The organism is Xanthomonas sp. NCPPB 3959 (genome assembly GCF_056675575.1).
The window spans coordinates 189,268-204,756 of record NZ_JBWWVR010000001.1 but is presented as its reverse complement, the minus strand read 5'-3'; the positions used below and the strand labels follow the sequence as shown (position 1 = coordinate 204,756).

Genomic DNA, 15,489 nt, shown 5'->3' with positions numbered 1-15,489 from the left:
CCGCCGGGCAGGACCATTCGGACACCGGAATTCGCTTTGACGAATCCCGAATATCGAATCCCCAATCCCGGCTATCGGAGATAGCCATGAGCAAGCAGATTCAAGAAGCCTACATCGTTGCCGCCACCCGTACGCCGGTCGGCAAGGCGCCGAAGGGCGTGTTCCGCAATACCCGTCCCGACGACATGCTGGCGCACGTATTGCGCGCGGTGGTGGCGCAGGCGCCGGGCATCGATCTGTCGCGGATCGACGACGCCATCATCGGCTGCGCCATGCCCGAGGGCGAGCAAGGCATGAACGTGGCGCGCATCGGCGTGCTGCTGGCCGGCCTGCCCAACACCGTGGCCGGCCAGACCATCAACCGCTTCTGTTCGTCCGGCATCCAGGCCGTGGCGATGGCGGCCGACCAGATTCGTCTGGGCAATGCCGACCTGATGCTGGCCGGCGGCACCGAGTCGATGTCGATGGTGCCGATGATGGGCAACAAGGTCGCGATGTCGCCGAACGTGTTCGCCGACGACCATGTCGCCATCGCCTATGGCATGGGCATCACCGCCGAGAAGGTCGCCGAGGAATGGAAGGTCTCGCGCGAGGATCAGGACGCGTTTGCGCTCGCTTCGCATCAAAAAGCCATCGCTGCGATCGCCGCTGGCGAGTTCCGCGATGAGATCACTCCGTACGAAATTCTCTCGCACCAGCCTGACCTGCAAGGCAATGTCATCGCGCTGCGCAAGCGCCTGGTCGACACCGACGAAGGCCCGCGCCCGGACAGCTCGCTCGAAGGCCTGGCCAAGCTGCGCCCGGTGTTCCGTAACGGCCAGTTCGGCGGCAGCGTCACCGCCGGCAACTCCTCGCAGATGAGCGACGGCGCCGGTGCGGTGCTGCTGGCGTCGGAGCAGGCGATCAAGGATTACGGCCTGACCCCGCTAGCCCGTTTTGTCAGCTTCTCGGTGGCCGGCGTGCGTCCGGAAGTGATGGGCATTGGCCCGATCGCGGCGATTCCCAAGGCGCTCAAGCAGGCCGGCCTGACCAAGGACCAGATCGACTGGATCGAGCTCAACGAAGCCTTTGCCGCGCAGGCATTGGCGGTGATCCGCGACAGCGAACTGGATCCGTCCAAGGTCAACCCGCTGGGCGGCGCGATCGCTCTGGGCCACCCGCTGGGCGCGACTGGCGCGATCCGTGCCGCAACGCTGGTGCACGGCCTGCGTCGCCGGCAGCAGAAATACGGCATGGTCACCATGTGCATCGGCACCGGCATGGGCGCGGCGGGCATTATCGAAGCGCTGTAAGCCGCTGCCTGGCGCGCGATCGGGATGTTGTCACGATCTCGCTTTACATCGATATGCAGTGATCGAGAGGGTGTGCGAAAGCACGCCCTCTTTTACTTTCAGCGCGCCACCAACCATTGACCGGTGCGTGCACCCAAAAACACCAAGGCCAAGCCGGCCACCAGCGTGATTGCCAGATACACGCCGATCATCGCGGAGCGATCGGTGCGCGCAAACACCAGGCATTCCATCATCAACGACGAGAACGTGGTCAGCCCGCCGATCACACCGACGATCAACAAGGCCCGCAGCGGCCAGCTCGATGGCCCGCGCGCATCAAGCCACACCAGCAGCACACCGGCGACGAACGAACCGACCAGGTTCACGGTCAGGGTGCCCCATGGAAATCCTGTGCCGAAGCGCTGCAGCAAGGACGCGCCAATGGCAAAGCGCAGGCCCGATCCGAGCGCACCGCCGGTCATCGCCAGCAGCAATTGCTGCCACCACACCGGAGCGCTCATGCGCGCTTTCCGCAATGGATTGGCTGCGTCTGCAAGTGCGTGTCGTGCATTGTCATTCCTGAAAGCTAGTTGCGAATAAAACGTGGCGAGCTCGCATCGGGTCATCAAACGGCGCGCTCAAGCAGGATTGTACGAGTGGTGACGCCGTACCGAGCATCGGCCGCGTCCGCTCAGTGGCCACGCGTTCGTTTTCTCGCTGGCTTCAAGTCGATAAACACTCGCCGGGCACAGAATGCCGTGCCGGCAGGGTTAGTAAACACATCCCCCTAGTCCAGACGGCGTGCAGTTCCAGGGCGCGATGCTATCCAGCGTTGTCACCGCTTATCCCGCCGGCTTGCGGGCCTTGTCGGCACGCGCCTGCTCGCGCGCCGCGCGCAAACGATCGAGCTTTTCCTTGAGCTTGATCTCCAGCCCGCGCGGCACCGGGTTGTAAAAGACCCGCTCGCCCATCGCATCGGGGAAGCCGGTCTGATCCAGCGCAATGCCGCCTTCGGCGTCGTGGTCGTACTGATAATCCTGCCCGTAACCGAGCGTCTTCATCAGCTTGGTCGGCGCATTGCGCAGATGCAGCGGCACCTCTTGGGTGCCGGTGACGCGCACTTCGGCCTTGGCCTGATTGAAGGCCGCGTAGCCGGCATTGGACTTGGCGGTGCTGGCCAGATACAGCACCAGTTGCGCGAACGCCAACTCGCCTTCCGGGCTGCCCAGACGCTCGTAGATGTCCCAGGCTTCCAGTGCCATGCTCTGCGCGCGCGGGTCGGCCAGGCCGATATCCTCGATCGCCATGCGGGTCAGCCGCCGCGCCAGATACGCCGGGTCGCAGCCGCCATCGAGCATGCGGGTCAGCCAGTACAGCGCGGCATCGGGATTGGAACTACGCACCGATTTGTGCAGCGCCGAGATCTGGTCGTAGAACTGCTCGCCGTTCTTGTCGAAGCGACGGGTGCGGTCGGCCAGCACCTGCAGCAGCGTCTGCGGGGTGATCTCGCCGCCCTCGCCCGTCGCCAGTTCCGCAGCGATCTCCAGCAGCGTCAATGCACGGCGCACATCGCCGTCGGCCGCGCTGGCGATTTCCAGCAGCGAGGCATCGCTGACCTGGATGGTCTCCTGCCCCAGCCCGCGCTCCGAATCATGCAAGGCCCGCTGCAAGGCCTCGACAATGTCCTGCGGCGAGACGCCTTCCAGCACATGTACGCGGCAACGCGATAGCAATGCGGAGTTCAATTCGAAGGATGGATTTTCGGTGGTCGCACCGACGAACAGGATCGTGCCGCGCTCGATATGCGGCAAAAACGCGTCCTGTTGCGCTTTGTTGAAGCGATGCACCTCATCGACGAACAACACCGTGCGGCGGCCGCTGGCAAAGCGCTGCGCGGCCTCGGCCAATACCTGGCGCACTTCCGGCAATCCCGACAAGACCGCCGAGATCGCCTTGAATTCGGCATCCGAGTAATGCGCCAGCAGCAGCGCCAAGGTGGTTTTGCCGCAACCGGGCGGCCCCCACAGGATCATCGAATGCACGCGACCGGATTCCACCGCGCGTCGCAATGCGCTGTCGGGTGCCAGCAGGCGTTTCTGCCCGACCATCTCGTCGAGGGTGCGCGGACGCATGCGCTCGGCCAGCGGGCGCAGATGCTCGCCGTCTACGCTGAGCAGATCGGCTTCGGGAGCGATGGGGAGCTTGGTTCGTGCCACGCGTCATTGTATCGCGTAAGCAAACGGCCTTCTGCGAAGAAGGCCGTTGTCAGTGCGGATGCGTCTAGCGAGGGCTTACTGCGCGTCGCCGACCACGTCCACACCCTTGCCAGGCGTATAGCGAAAGGTGTCTGCAGCGAAGGCAGGATTGCGCTTCCAGCCGCTGAAGCTGATGGCGGTGCGCTGGCCGACCGCGTCCACCACTTCCATCTTGGCCAGACCTTCCTTGCCAAATCCCAGCGAGGCCATCTGGAAGCTGGCTTCGGTATCCACCTTGGGCGTCAGCGACAACCACTGCAGCCCATCACGCGGCGCGGCTTCTTCGCTGACGTCGTATTGCTTGTCCAGCCGTGCCGGATCGATCAAGGCGACCAAGGGGCTGTTCTGTTCTTCGCTGCCCTGCGCGCGCACGGTGACCTGCTCCAGGTCCGGGTCGAACACCCACACCTTCTTGCCGTCGGCAACGATCAGCTGCTTGTAGGGCTTGGCGTATTCCCAACGGAACTGGCGCGGCGCCGACAATGCCACCCGCCCACTCGAGCTTTCCTTGACTCGGCCATTGGCATCGGAGACCTGCTGGCTGAACTGCCCGTCCAGCCCTTTGAGGCCGCGCGTGAACGTATCCAGCTCCTGACGTGCACCGGCAAATGCGGTGCTGGCGAACAGGGCGGTGGCGAGGACGGCATAACGGAGCTGGCGATGCATCGCGGTCTTCCAAGAGGGAATGCGTGGATTCTGATACTTCATAGATGAATGGGCGAGCGCTATCGCCTGCCGCGCTCGGATCGCGGTTGCGACAAACCAATCCATCTCACTGCGCCGTCTGCACCCTGGACAGATCGCCATACACGATCTGCCCGCGAAACCCGCGCCGCACCTGTTGGTAGAGTTCGCGGAATGCGCGGTAATCCTGCGGCTGACACAGCGCCTGCGGCCCACGCACTGCGGCACGCTGCAGCCGATGCACCGCAGTTACCGTCTGCCCCTGGCGCGTCCACTCGACCGCGTACTCGCCGGCGGCATTGCGAAAGGTGCTGCTGCGCGGGATCGCGATGATCGGCACCGTCGCGGGGAAGCTCACCACATAGGTTTCTTCGCGCACGCTGTCGTTGCAGTAGAACGGCGTCAGATTGTCTTCGGCAGAGGTGGTCGTATAGATCCCGCGTGTCGATTCGGCACCGGGCATATCGGGCAAGGTCATGCCGCCGACCACCGAAAAATCCACCGCATCGTTGGCCTGGAACGTGTAGCGGTAATTGAATGGCGCATCCAGATCCAGCGGGTCGCCCTGGATCAGCAGATCGCCGGTGCCGTCGAAGCCGGACTGGGCAATGATCGATTCTTCGATGCGATTGCGGTTCTGCGCGTTGAGTTGCACGAACATCGCACGCAAGCCCACCTCGCCGGTCTGCCCGCTATCCAGCATGGTCATGCCTTGCAGGCCGCCTTGCGGGGTGAAGCGATACTCGGTGCGCGCGACGTAGCGATTGACCTTGCGGTCATTGGGCGGGGTGTGCGTGACCTTGCCGTCCAGCGTATGCACCACCGGCGCGCCGAGATCGCCGGCCGGCAGCTGGCCGAAGCGCGCGTAGGGGTTGGTCGAATCCACGTAGAGATCGAACGCCGGGATATAGGTGATCGCATGGTTGAAACGACCAAGCACCGGAATCGGCGGCAACGTGGGCCCGCCCTCGGCGCCGATCAGCACCGGCGTACTGGCGATGCCCTTGGAGGCCAGCAAGGCTTCCAGGATCACGGTGTGATCCTTGCAGTCGCCATAGTGGTTGGCCAGGATGCTGTCGGCGCTGTTGGGCTCCAGCCCGCCGTTGCCCAGGTACACCGCCACGTAGCGGATATTGCGCGCTACCCAGGCGTACAACGCCGCCGCCTGCGCACGCGGGTCGTCGATGCTGCGGGTCACCTCATCGGCCAGCGACTGGATCGCTGGCGTCACCGCAGCAGCGCGGCCGCCTTTGACGTGGTAGGCCAGGCCCATCTGCGACCAGCTGTCGAAGGTGCTGGCCATCAAGGTCGGGCTGAACTCCCAGGTCGCTGCGCTCCAGTTCTGGTTCTTCATCGGCGTGGCACGCTGATAGCGCCATTCCCAGCGCGCCTGATCGCCGCGCACCAGCGGCTTGGTGCCGCCCTGCAGCCCGCGCACCGATAAATGCATCGGCAAGGCCTTCGGCGCCACCAGCGTGACCACTGCATCGTCGTATTGCGCGAACACGCTGAAGGTTTCCCACAGGCTGAAATAACCGGGGAAGTACGGGGTGTTCTGCGCACGCCGCACGCGATAGACGATGCGCGCACCCGGCGCCAGATTCGGGAACACCACCACCTTGACCTTGCGGTCGGCGTACATCGCTGCCGCCGCGCTGGAATAGCTTTCCTGGGTATAGATCTTGTCGGCGGCTACGTCCTGGCGCAGTCCTTCGGCGGTGACGGTATAGGCCTGCAGCACCTCCAGGGTTTCCATCTTCTCGCTATAGCTCAGCCGCACCTGGCTGAACTGCTCCACTGCCGATTTGGTCTTGAGCAGGATCTCGTATTCGTCGGTTTCCACGCTGCTGGCGTCGGCACGTACTTCGTAGTCGGCGCGATAGCGCACGAAACTGTAGTTGGTGTCGGCCTGCGTGCGTGCCGCAGCGGCGGCAGGCGCGGCCTGCTGCTGGGCCTGAGCCAGCAGCGGCAATGAGATCAGCAGCAGAAGCAGCAACACAGGACGACGCAGCATGGGTCTCGATCACGACGGGCCGGAGCGGCCCTTGCTCAACAGGGTAGCCGGTGTGCGCCGCAGCGTCAGGCACCGGCCTCCAACATCGCCGCATCCATGTGTCTGCGGATACGCGCACGCAATCCGGATAAGAGCGGCCGACAAAACCAGGCAGCAACCTGTCTGGTGCGGTGTCCTCGCCGATTGCGGGACGCAGCCTCTCGCCACGGCTTGTTAGCCGCCCCTAAGCCCGGAACGCGGCGCCATGCGTAAGCCGACACGCGCCGCGTTGCCGGTTGCCGATTACTTGGGCGGCGGCGGTGCCAGCACGGTACGGTCGCCATTGTGCTCGGGCTGGCTGACCACGCCGGCCGCTTCCATCGCTTCGATCAAACGCGCGGCGCGGTTGTAGCCGATCTTCAAGCGTCGCTGCACGCCGGAGATCGAGGCGCGCCGGGTTTCGGTGACGATGCGCAAGGCCTCGTCGTACAACGGATCGGATTCGTCGCCGCCACCGCCGCTGCTTTCGGGCAGGCCGGTCGCACCCACCACGGTGCCGTCGCCCATGGTCTGCACTTCGTCCAGCACGCCTTCGACGTAGGACACCGGCCCGCTCGCCTTGAGATGCTCGACCACACGATGTACTTCTTCGTCACTGACGAAGGCGCCATGCACGCGGTCCGGTAGCGCCGTGCCCGGCGGCAGGTACAGCATGTCGCCGTTGCCCAGCAACGCCTCGGCCCCGGACTGATCCAGGATGGTGCGCGAATCGATCTTGGAACTGACCTGGAACGCCACACGGGTTGGAATATTGGCCTTGATCAAGCCGGTGATGACGTCCACCGACGGCCGCTGCGTGGCCAGAATCAGATGGATACCAGCCGCACGCGCCTTCTGCGCCAGACGCGCGATCAGCTCTTCGACTTTCTTGCCGACGATCATCATCATGTCGGCAAATTCGTCGATGAAGATCACGATGAACGGCAGCGACTCCAGCGGCCGCGGCGCCTCGCCCAATTCGGGATTGGGCTTGAACAGCGGGTCCATCATCGGCTGGCCGGCGTCGATGGCGTCCTTGATCTTCTTGTTGAAGCCGGCCAGGTTGCGCACGCCCACCGCGCTCATCAGCTTGTAGCGGCGTTCCATCTCGGCCACGCACCAACGTAGGCCGTTGGCGGCCTCCTTCATGTCGGTGACCACCGGCGCCAGCAGATGCGGGATGCCCTGATAGACGCTCAGTTCGAGCATCTTCGGGTCGATCATCAGCATCCGCAGTTCCTTGTGCGAGGCCTTGAACAGCAGGCTCAGCACCATTGCATTGACCGCCACCGACTTGCCCGAACCGGTGGTACCGGCCACCAGCAAGTGCGGCATGCGCGCCAGATCGGCCACCGTCGGGCGCCCGGCGATGTCCTTGCCCAGGGCCAGCGTCAGCGGGCTGGCCGACTTGTCGTATTCCTTGGAGCGCAGCAGCTCGGACAGGAAGATCATCTCGCGGGTGACGTTGGGGATCTCCAGGCCCACCACCGACTTGCCCGGAATCACATCCACCACGCGCACCGACTTGACCGACAACCCGCGCGCGATGTCCTTGTCCAGCGAGCTGATCTGGCTAACCTTGATGCCCGGCGCCGGCTCGATCTCGAAGCGCGTGATCACCGGACCCGGATAGGCCCCGACCACCTGCGCCTCGATGCGGAAGTCCTTGAGCTTGAATTCGATCTGCCGCGACAGCGTCTCCAGCGTCTCTTCCGAATAGCCCTTGGCCTGCGGCTTGGGGTCGTCCAGCAGGGCAAGCGGCGGCAGATCGGAGCCATCGGTGCTCACGCCCTGGAACATCGGAATCTGGGTGTCGCGCTTGGCGCGCTCGCTCTTTTCCACCACCGGTGCCGGCGGCGGCTCGATCTTGACCGGCTCGCGCTTGGCCTGCTTGACCGCATCGACCTTGCGCACTTCCTCGCGCTCTTCGCGCATCACGCGGGTCTGCTGCCACTCGGTGGCTTGGTGGGTCTTGCGCTGCATCAGCGGCCCCAACGCCAGCACGCCCTTACCGATACGTTCCATCAGCGCAAACCACGACAACCCCGTGGCCAGCGTGATCGACACCAGCAACAGCACCATCACGAACAGGTTCGCACCCAGCGCACCGAACCCGGCGCTCAGCGAATTGCTGACCAACCGCCCCAGGATGCCGCCGGCACCGGCCACATCACCGGTGAACAGGCGCAGATGCAGGAAGCCGGTCGAAGAAATCAGGAACCCCACCATGCCGACCAGGCGCAGCGCCGGCCCCAGATCGGCCTCGGCCTGCCCTTCCTTGTCCATGCCGAACAAGGCGATCCAGGCCACCGCGCCCAGCACCACCGGCAGCAGAAAGGCCACATAACCGAATAGCTGCAGCAGCACGTCGGCGGTCCAGGCACCGACCCGGCCGCCCATGTTGTGTACCGGCGCGACCACGCTGCCGGTCTGCGACCAGCCCGGATCGGCCGCCGAATAGGTGAACAGGCTGGCCAGCAGATACAGCAGCAACGGCGCCACCGCGATCAATGCCAGATCGCGCCAGAGCTTCTGCCGACGCGGATTGTCCGCCACCGCCGTCTTGCGCGAGGACGGTTTGCCCTCTGCGGGCTTACTGCGTTCGGGAACCTGCTTTGCCACCTGTAGCCAGACCTTAGAAATATGCTGTTAGTGATTGATAATAAACGACTGACGCCACAGTTTCAGCTGTTGAACTTCACTGCTTGCCTTGGCACCAGCCAGTCAACGAAAAACGCCGCACAAGGCGGCGTCGACTACGCGTACTGGGTGGACCATGCCATCTGCGGTTCATGCAGTTCCATCGCGCCGCCTTGATTCACCGGGTGGGGACCGCCACTCTATGCCGCCACAGGGGCGCGAATTCATGCGCCAGCCCTGCCTTTTCCTAGATCGCGAGTATACATGAGCGCCTCATCTGCCAGTCCCGCCAAGCATTCCCGCCTGCTGATCCTGGGCTCCGGCCCGGCCGGCTGGACCGCCGCGGTCTATGCCGCGCGCGCCAACCTTAAGCCGGTGGTGATCACCGGCCTGCAGCAGGGCGGCCAGCTGATGACCACCACCGAGGTCGACAACTGGCCGGGCGACCCCCATGGCCTGATGGGCCCGGACCTGATGAGCCGCATGCAGGCACATGCAGAGCGCTTCGAGACCGAGGTGATCTTCGATCACATCCACACCGCCGATCTCTCGCAGCGCCCGTTCCGGCTGAGCGGCGACGGCGCCGAGTACACCTGCGACGCGCTGGTGATCGCCACCGGTGCCACCGCCAAGTACCTGGGCATCCCCAGCGAAGAAGCCTTCAAGGGCCGCGGCGTCTCCGCCTGCGCCACCTGCGACGGGTTCTTCTACAAGGACCAGGACGTGGTGGTGGTCGGCGGCGGCAATACCGCAGTCGAAGAAGCGCTGTACCTGTCCAACATCGCCCGCAAGGTCTACCTTGTGCACCGCCGCGACACCTTGCGCGCCGAAAAGATCATGCAGGACAAGCTGTTCGCCAAGGTTGCCGCGGGCAAGATCGAAACCGTCTGGCACCACGCCATCGACGAAGTGCTGGGCAACGATGCCGGCGTCACGGGCGTGCGGGTCAAGTCCACCCTCGACGGCAGCACCCGCGAGATCGTGGCACACGGCTTTTTCGTCGCCATCGGCCATCACCCCAACACGCAGCTGTTCGACGGCCAGCTGGCGATGAACAACGGCTACCTGGAAATCCGCTCCGGCCTGAACGGCGCGGCGACCGAGACCTCGGTCAGCGGCGTGTTCGCTGCCGGCGACGTGGCCGACCAGCACTACCGCCAGGCGATCACCTCGGCCGGCTTCGGCTGCATGGCCGCGCTGGATGCCGAGCGTTATCTCGACAAGAGCGCCTGAGGTGGCTGACCGCCGGCCGCGCCGTGCGGGCAGCCTCGCTCCCCACGGGCCGCACGCATGAGCGTGACCGCCCGCTGGTGCCGCCGGCTGGACGAGCTTCCGGCCGGCGCCTGGGATGCGCTGCACGACGGCACGCATCCCTTCGTGTCCTACGCCTTCCTGCAAGGTCTCGAACGCGAGGGCTGCCTACGCCCGGATTGGGGCTGGAACCCGTTGCACCTGACGTTGTGGGACGGCGACACGCTGGTTGCCGCTGCACCGGGATATTTGAAGAACAACTCGCATGGCGAGTTCGTGTTCGATCACGCCTGGGCACATGCGTATGCGCGCTACGGGCAGGAGTACTTCCCCAAGTGGCTGTGCGGCGTGCCCTACTCGCCGGTGACCGGCCCGCGCCTGCTTGGCGCGGCGCAATGGCGGCCGCAGCTGCTCGCGGCGATGCGTGAACTGGTGGAGCGCAGCGGTCTGTCGTCGGCCCACGTGAATTTCTACCCAGTCGACGAAGACGCCGCGTTCGATGCCGACTGGCTGGAGCGCAACGATCTGCAATACCACTGGCACAACGCCAGCGGCTGGAGCGATTTCGAAAGCTTCCTGGCAGCGATGGATCACAAGCGGCGCAAGAACATCCGCCAGGAGCGTGCCAAGGTGCAGCGCGCCGGCGTGCAGTTGCGTGTGGTGCACGGCGACGAGGCCAGCGCTGCCGATCTTGACGCGATGTATGGCTTCTACCTCAAGACCTTCAACGAATACGGCAACTCGCCGGCTTTGACGCCGGAATTCCTGCGACACCTGGCCCGGCACCTGCCACGTCAACTGGTGATGTTTCTGGCCGAACTGGACGGACACCCAATTGCCGGCGCGCTGTGCCTGCGCGGCCACGACACGCTCTACGGACGCTACTGGGGCGGCGAAGCGCTACCGGGGCTGCACTTCGAAACCTGCTATTACCAGGGCATCGAATACTGCCTGCGCGAAGGCCTGAGCCGGTTCGAGCCAGGCGCTCAGGGCCAACACAAGATCGCGCGGGGCTTTTTGCCGACGCTGGTGCGTAGCCGCCACTGGATCGCCGACCCTGCCTTTCGCGAACCGCTGGCGCAATGGTGCGCGGATGAGCGCGAGGCTGTCGCCCAACATGCGCGTGAGCTGTTCGAGCACAGCCCATTCCGTGATTAATGCCGCGCGGTTGACCCGCTCGCCTGACGCGTCGCGGCGGACGCAGTCGTCATGCGTACTTGATGGCTGCGAGAGCGCACTGCGCTCTTCGGCTGAGAGTCGCTGACAACACACGACGATGTCGTCAGGTAAGTGCAGCCGATTGACAGCCGTCCTCAGTGCGAACCGCATGGCAGGCTCTAAACTCCCCGCATGTCGCGCCCCCTCCCCTACCTGCTTGACGCCGATTCTGCCGCGCCGTTTCCGCCCGTCGAACACGCCTTGCGCGAGCCGGACGGCTTGCTCGCACTCGGCGGCGATCTGTCGCCGCAGCGGTTGCTCAATGCGTACGCGCACGGCGTATTCCCGTGGTTCTCTGACGACCAACCGATCCTGTGGTGGAGCCCGGATCCGCGCACGGTCTTTCGTACCGATGCCGTGCATCTGTCCTCGCGCTTTCGGCGCGAACTGCGCAGCAGCACCTGGACCGTGCGTGCCGACACTGCCTTTGCGCAGGTGATCGACGCTTGCGCATCGGTACCGCGCGCAGGCCAGCACGGCACCTGGATCACCACGCCGATGCAGCAGGCCTACATCGAACTGCACCGCCTGGGCCACGCGCACTCGCTGGAAGTGTTCGATGGTGCGCGCTTGATTGGCGGCATCTACGGCGTGGCGATCGGCCAGATGTTTTTCGGCGAAAGCATGTTCAGTGCCGAAAGCGGCGGCTCGAAGGTGGCGCTGGCAGCACTCGCTGAGTATCTGCATGGCTGCGGATGGCCGCTGATCGATGCGCAGGTGGAAAACCCGCACCTGATGCGCCTCGGCGCGCAGCGCCTGCCACGCGCGCAGTTCCTGCAGCAGGTGCGGCTGCAGGTCGCCCAACTTGCGCTACCCGGCAACTGGTCCGAACGCTACGGCGAGCGGCTTGCCAGCGCGCTCGCTGAAGTCCGCTTAACATAAAATTTGCACCGGGGGGAGATGGAGCGTAAAATGCTGTCCCTTACGGCCCTTCCGGGCCAGCCGTGATTGCACAGGATTACATGTCGAAAGACGACTCCATTGAATTCGAAGGCAGCGTCAGCGAGACGCTCCCCAACACCACGTTCCGGGTCAAGCTGGAAAACGGGCATGAAATCATCGCCCATATCTCCGGCCGTATGCGCAAGAACTACATCCGCATCCTGACCGGCGACCGGGTCAAAGTTGAGATGACTCCCTACGACCTGACCAAGGGTCGTATTACCTACCGCATGAAGTAAGCGGTTCTGGTGTGAGACGCAAGGCGGCCATTGGCCGCTTTTTGTCGTGCCTGCGATTTGTGTGGCGGAGACGAGCGCGATAGATGCCGCAGACACAAAAAAGCCGCTCGAATGAGCGGCTTTTTCGTTTCAAGACCGCAAAGCGGTCAGTCGACAGTGGCCGGCAGCAAACGCTCCGGTTCCGGATGCGCTTCCACCACCAGCTCGCCATCCTTGACGTCGATGTTGACCCGGCCACCGGCGATCAACTTGCCGAACAACAACTCGTCGGCCAGCGGGCGCTTGATCTTCTCCTGGATCACGCGCGACATCGGCCGTGCACCCATCAGCGGATCGAAACCATGCTGGGCCAGCCAGTCGCGCGCGGTCGGGGTTGCCGACAGCGAGACGTGCTTTTCCTGCAACAGCATTTCCAATTCGATGATGAACTTGTCCACCACCCGCAGGATATGGTCGAAGCCCAGCGGCTGGAACTGCACGATCGCGTCCAGGCGGTTGCGGAACTCCGGCGTAAAGCCACGACGGATCGACTCCATCGCATCGGTGGAATGATCCTGCTTGGTAAAGCCGATCGAGCGCCGCGATGCCTGCGTGGCACCGGCATTGGTCGTCATCACCAGGATCACATTCTTGAAGTTCGCCTCGCGCCCGTTGGTGTCGGTGAGGATGCCGCGATCCATGACCTGCAACAGGATGTTGAAGATGTCCGGATGCGCCTTCTCCACCTCGTCCAGCAGCAGCACGCAATGCGGCGTCTTGACCACCTTCTCGGTCAGCAGGCCGCCCTGGTCGAAACCGACATAGCCCGGAGGCGCGCCGATCAGGCGGCTGATCGAATGCGCTTCCATGTACTCGGACATATCGAAGCGCACCAGCTCGATGCCCAGCTGCAGCGCAAGCTGCTTGGTCACTTCGGTCTTGCCCACGCCGGTGGGGCCGGCAAACAGGAAGTTGCCGATCGGCTTTTCCGGATTGGCCAGTCCCGAGCGTGCGAGCTTGATCGAGCCGGCCAACGTCTCGATCGCCGGGTTCTGGCCGAAGATCACCATCTTGAGATTGCGCTCCAGATGCTGCAGCACGTCCTTGTCGGTCGCGCTGACCTGCTTGGCCGGAATCCGCGCCATCTTGGCAACGATGGTCTCGATCTCCTCAATATCGATCAGCTCCTTGCGCTTGCCTTCCGGCAGCAGGCGCTGACGGGCACCGGCTTCATCGATCACGTCGATCGCCTTGTCCGGCAGCAAGCGGTCGCCGATGTGCTTGACCGACAGATCCACGGCGGCCTGAAGCGCGTCGTCGGCGTAGGTCACGCCGTGGTGCGCTTCATACTTGGGCTTGAGGCCCTGCAGGATTTCAAAGGTCTCGCCCACGGTCGGCTCAACGATGTCGATCTTCTGGAAGCGACGCGCCAGCGCACGGTCTTTTTCGAAGATGCCGCGGTATTCCTGGAACGTGGTCGAACCGATGCAGCGCAGCTCGCCAGACGACAGCGCCGGCTTGATCAGATTGGACGCATCCATGGTGCCGCCCGACGCAGAACCCGCACCGATGATGGTGTGGATCTCGTCGATGAACAGCACCGCATTCGGCACCTTCTTCAGCGCCGCCAGCACGCCCTTTAGACGCTTTTCGAAGTCGCCGCGGTACTTGGTGCCGGCCACCAGCGCGCCCAGGTCGAGCGAGAAGATCACCGCTTCGGCCAGCACTTCCGGCACGTCGTTGTCGACGATGCGCTTGGCCAGGCCTTCGGCGATCGCGGTCTTGCCCACGCCGGCCTCGCCCACGTACAACGGGTTGTTCTTGCGCCGACGGCACAGCACCTGGATGGTGCGCTCGATTTCGTCGGCACGGCCGACCAACGGGTCGATCTTGCCGTTACGGGCCTGCTCGTTGAGGTTGGTGGCGAACTCGGCCAGCGCATCGCCCTTGGCCTCGCCTTCTCCACCTTCGCTCTTGGGCTCGCCATCGGACGCGGACGGCTGCTCACCGTCTTCACCGAGCTTGGCGATGCCGTGCGAGAGGTAATTGACGATGTCCAGGCGGGTGATGTCCTGCTGATTCAGGAAATACACCGCGTGGGAGTCCTTTTCGCCGAAGATCGCGACCAGCACATTGGCGCCGGTGACTTCCTTCTTGCCCGAGGACTGCACGTGATAGACCGCGCGCTGCAGCACCCGCTGGAAGCCGAGGGTCGGCTGCGTATCGCGGCCATCGTCTTCTGCCAGACGCGAGACCGAGGCCTCGATCGCCTGTTCCAGGTCGTTGTGCAAACGCACCTGGTCCGCACCGCAGGCCTTGAGGACGGCCTGGGCGGAAGGGTTGTCCAGCAGCGAGAGCAGCAGGTGCTCAACGGTCATGAATTCATGACGCGCCTCGCGTGCTCGCTTGTAGCACTGGCCGATGGTTTGCTCTAGGTCTTTGCTGAACATTGGTAACTCCGAACGGCTGTTGCCAACAATATGCGGCTTTTGTTGGGATTTACCACAACCCTATCGGATAGGTATGTTCAGACGGCGTTAGCATGTGATTGCAGCCACAGTGTTGCGCTGCTGGAATGATCCCTGACCGAACTCAGGTTTGCTCCATCGTGCACAGCAGCGGGTGCTGGTTCATCCGCGAAAACTCGTTGACCTGCGCCACCTTGGACTCGGCGACCTCGCGGCTGTAGACCCCGCAGACGCCGCGCCCACGGGTATGGACGTGCAGCATGACCTGGGTCGCCTGCTCCAGGCTCAGGTTGAAAAACTGCTCCAGAACGGTCACCACGAAGTCCATCGGGGTGTAGTCATCGTTCAGCAGAAGCACCTGATAACGCGGCGGTGGCGCCACTTCAGGCTTGCTGGCTTCGACCATCAGGCCGTGATCGTGTTCGTGCGTAGTATTACGAGGCATGTGGCCATTATACGGTTCATCGTTGCGCGCATTGGACGATTTGCGCCGCGGCCCGCACAATTTGT

General features: G+C 63.9%; 12 protein-coding genes. 5 read left to right on the top strand and 7 right to left on the bottom strand.

What is annotated here, in order from left to right; all coding sequences use genetic code 11:
- Window positions 1–86 precede the first annotated feature (86 nt).
- A complete protein-coding gene (locus tag AC1KVG_RS00815; RefSeq protein WP_023903984.1) occupies window positions 87–1,292 on the top strand; it encodes an acetyl-CoA C-acyltransferase in 1,206 nt (401 codons plus the stop codon).
- A gap of 98 nt (window positions 1,293–1,390) precedes the next feature.
- On the opposite strand, the gene crcB is transcribed toward AC1KVG_RS00815, so the two are convergent.
- From crcB to AC1KVG_RS00790, 5 genes are all read right to left on the bottom strand, one after another.
- Complete coding sequence (gene crcB, locus AC1KVG_RS00810) at window positions 1,391–1,792, bottom strand: fluoride efflux transporter CrcB (protein WP_268211629.1); 402 nt, start codon at window positions 1,790–1,792, stop codon at window positions 1,391–1,393.
- A gap of 321 nt (window positions 1,793–2,113) precedes the next feature.
- Window positions 2,114–3,403: a replication-associated recombination protein A gene (locus tag AC1KVG_RS00805; protein ID WP_481093443.1), complete on the bottom strand. Its 1,290-nt coding sequence runs from the start codon at window positions 3,401–3,403 to the stop codon at window positions 2,114–2,116.
- A 159-nt stretch (window positions 3,404–3,562) separates the two neighbouring features.
- Window positions 3,563–4,234, bottom strand: a complete 672-nt coding sequence (gene lolA, locus AC1KVG_RS00800) for an outer membrane lipoprotein periplasmic chaperone LolA (RefSeq protein ID WP_481093187.1) — start codon at window positions 4,232–4,234, stop codon at window positions 3,563–3,565.
- A gap of 64 nt (window positions 4,235–4,298) precedes the next feature.
- Complete coding sequence (locus AC1KVG_RS00795) at window positions 4,299–6,224, bottom strand: DUF3857 domain-containing transglutaminase family protein (RefSeq protein WP_481093186.1); 1,926 nt, start codon at window positions 6,222–6,224, stop codon at window positions 4,299–4,301.
- 282 nt (window positions 6,225–6,506) lie between these two features.
- Window positions 6,507–8,864: a DNA translocase FtsK gene (locus AC1KVG_RS00790; protein WP_481093185.1), complete on the bottom strand. Its 2,358-nt coding sequence runs from the start codon at window positions 8,862–8,864 to the stop codon at window positions 6,507–6,509.
- A gap of 282 nt (window positions 8,865–9,146) precedes the next feature.
- Here AC1KVG_RS00790 and trxB point away from each other — a divergent pair, with 282 nt between their 5' ends.
- From trxB to infA, 4 genes are all read left to right on the top strand, one after another.
- Window positions 9,147–10,115 (top strand): thioredoxin-disulfide reductase, encoded by a 969-nt coding sequence (gene trxB / locus AC1KVG_RS00785; protein ID WP_233380508.1) that lies wholly within the window; start codon window positions 9,147–9,149, stop codon window positions 10,113–10,115.
- Between the two features lie 57 nt (window positions 10,116–10,172).
- Window positions 10,173–11,291: a GNAT family N-acetyltransferase gene (locus tag AC1KVG_RS00780; protein ID WP_481093184.1), complete on the top strand. Its 1,119-nt coding sequence runs from the start codon at window positions 10,173–10,175 to the stop codon at window positions 11,289–11,291.
- A gap of 192 nt (window positions 11,292–11,483) precedes the next feature.
- Entirely contained in the window at window positions 11,484–12,233 is a 750-nt protein-coding gene (gene aat / locus AC1KVG_RS00775; RefSeq protein WP_481093183.1) for a leucyl/phenylalanyl-tRNA--protein transferase, read from the top strand.
- A gap of 80 nt (window positions 12,234–12,313) precedes the next feature.
- Entirely contained in the window at window positions 12,314–12,532 is a 219-nt protein-coding gene (gene infA / locus AC1KVG_RS00770) for a translation initiation factor IF-1 (RefSeq protein ID WP_002813418.1), read from the top strand.
- Window positions 12,533–12,678: 146 nt separating this feature from the next.
- Here the strand turns inward: infA and clpA are convergent, their stop codons facing one another.
- Together clpA and clpS are read right to left on the bottom strand one after the other, a co-directional pair.
- The gene (clpA, locus tag AC1KVG_RS00765) at window positions 12,679–14,961 is read right to left on the bottom strand and encodes an ATP-dependent Clp protease ATP-binding subunit ClpA (RefSeq protein WP_115038957.1); all 2,283 of its coding nucleotides are present in this window, start codon (window positions 14,959–14,961) and stop codon (window positions 12,679–12,681) included.
- A gap of 142 nt (window positions 14,962–15,103) precedes the next feature.
- Window positions 15,104–15,424: an ATP-dependent Clp protease adapter ClpS gene (gene clpS / locus AC1KVG_RS00760; RefSeq protein ID WP_043889778.1), complete on the bottom strand. Its 321-nt coding sequence runs from the start codon at window positions 15,422–15,424 to the stop codon at window positions 15,104–15,106.
- Window positions 15,425–15,489: the final 65 nt, after the last annotated feature.

Coding starts and splice junctions, on each gene's coding strand:
- clpA (WP_115038957.1), bottom strand. CDS start 14,961: ATGTTCAGCAAAGACCTAGAGCAAACCATCGGCCAGTGCTACAAGCGA.
- crcB (WP_268211629.1), bottom strand. CDS start 1,792: ATGAGCGCTCCGGTGTGGTGGCAGCAATTGCTGCTGGCGATGACCGGC.
- aat (WP_481093183.1), top strand. CDS start 11,484: ATGTCGCGCCCCCTCCCCTACCTGCTTGACGCCGATTCTGCCGCGCCG.
- AC1KVG_RS00780 (WP_481093184.1), top strand. CDS start 10,173: ATGAGCGTGACCGCCCGCTGGTGCCGCCGGCTGGACGAGCTTCCGGCC.
- infA (WP_002813418.1), top strand. CDS start 12,314: ATGTCGAAAGACGACTCCATTGAATTCGAAGGCAGCGTCAGCGAGACG.
- clpS (WP_043889778.1), bottom strand. CDS start 15,424: ATGCCTCGTAATACTACGCACGAACACGATCACGGCCTGATGGTCGAA.
- AC1KVG_RS00795 (WP_481093186.1), bottom strand. CDS start 6,224: ATGCTGCGTCGTCCTGTGTTGCTGCTTCTGCTGCTGATCTCATTGCCG.
- trxB (WP_233380508.1), top strand. CDS start 9,147: ATGAGCGCCTCATCTGCCAGTCCCGCCAAGCATTCCCGCCTGCTGATC.
- AC1KVG_RS00805 (WP_481093443.1), bottom strand. CDS start 3,403: ATGCGTCCGCGCACCCTCGACGAGATGGTCGGGCAGAAACGCCTGCTG.
- lolA (WP_481093187.1), bottom strand. CDS start 4,234: ATGAAGTATCAGAATCCACGCATTCCCTCTTGGAAGACCGCGATGCAT.
- AC1KVG_RS00815 (WP_023903984.1), top strand. CDS start 87: ATGAGCAAGCAGATTCAAGAAGCCTACATCGTTGCCGCCACCCGTACG.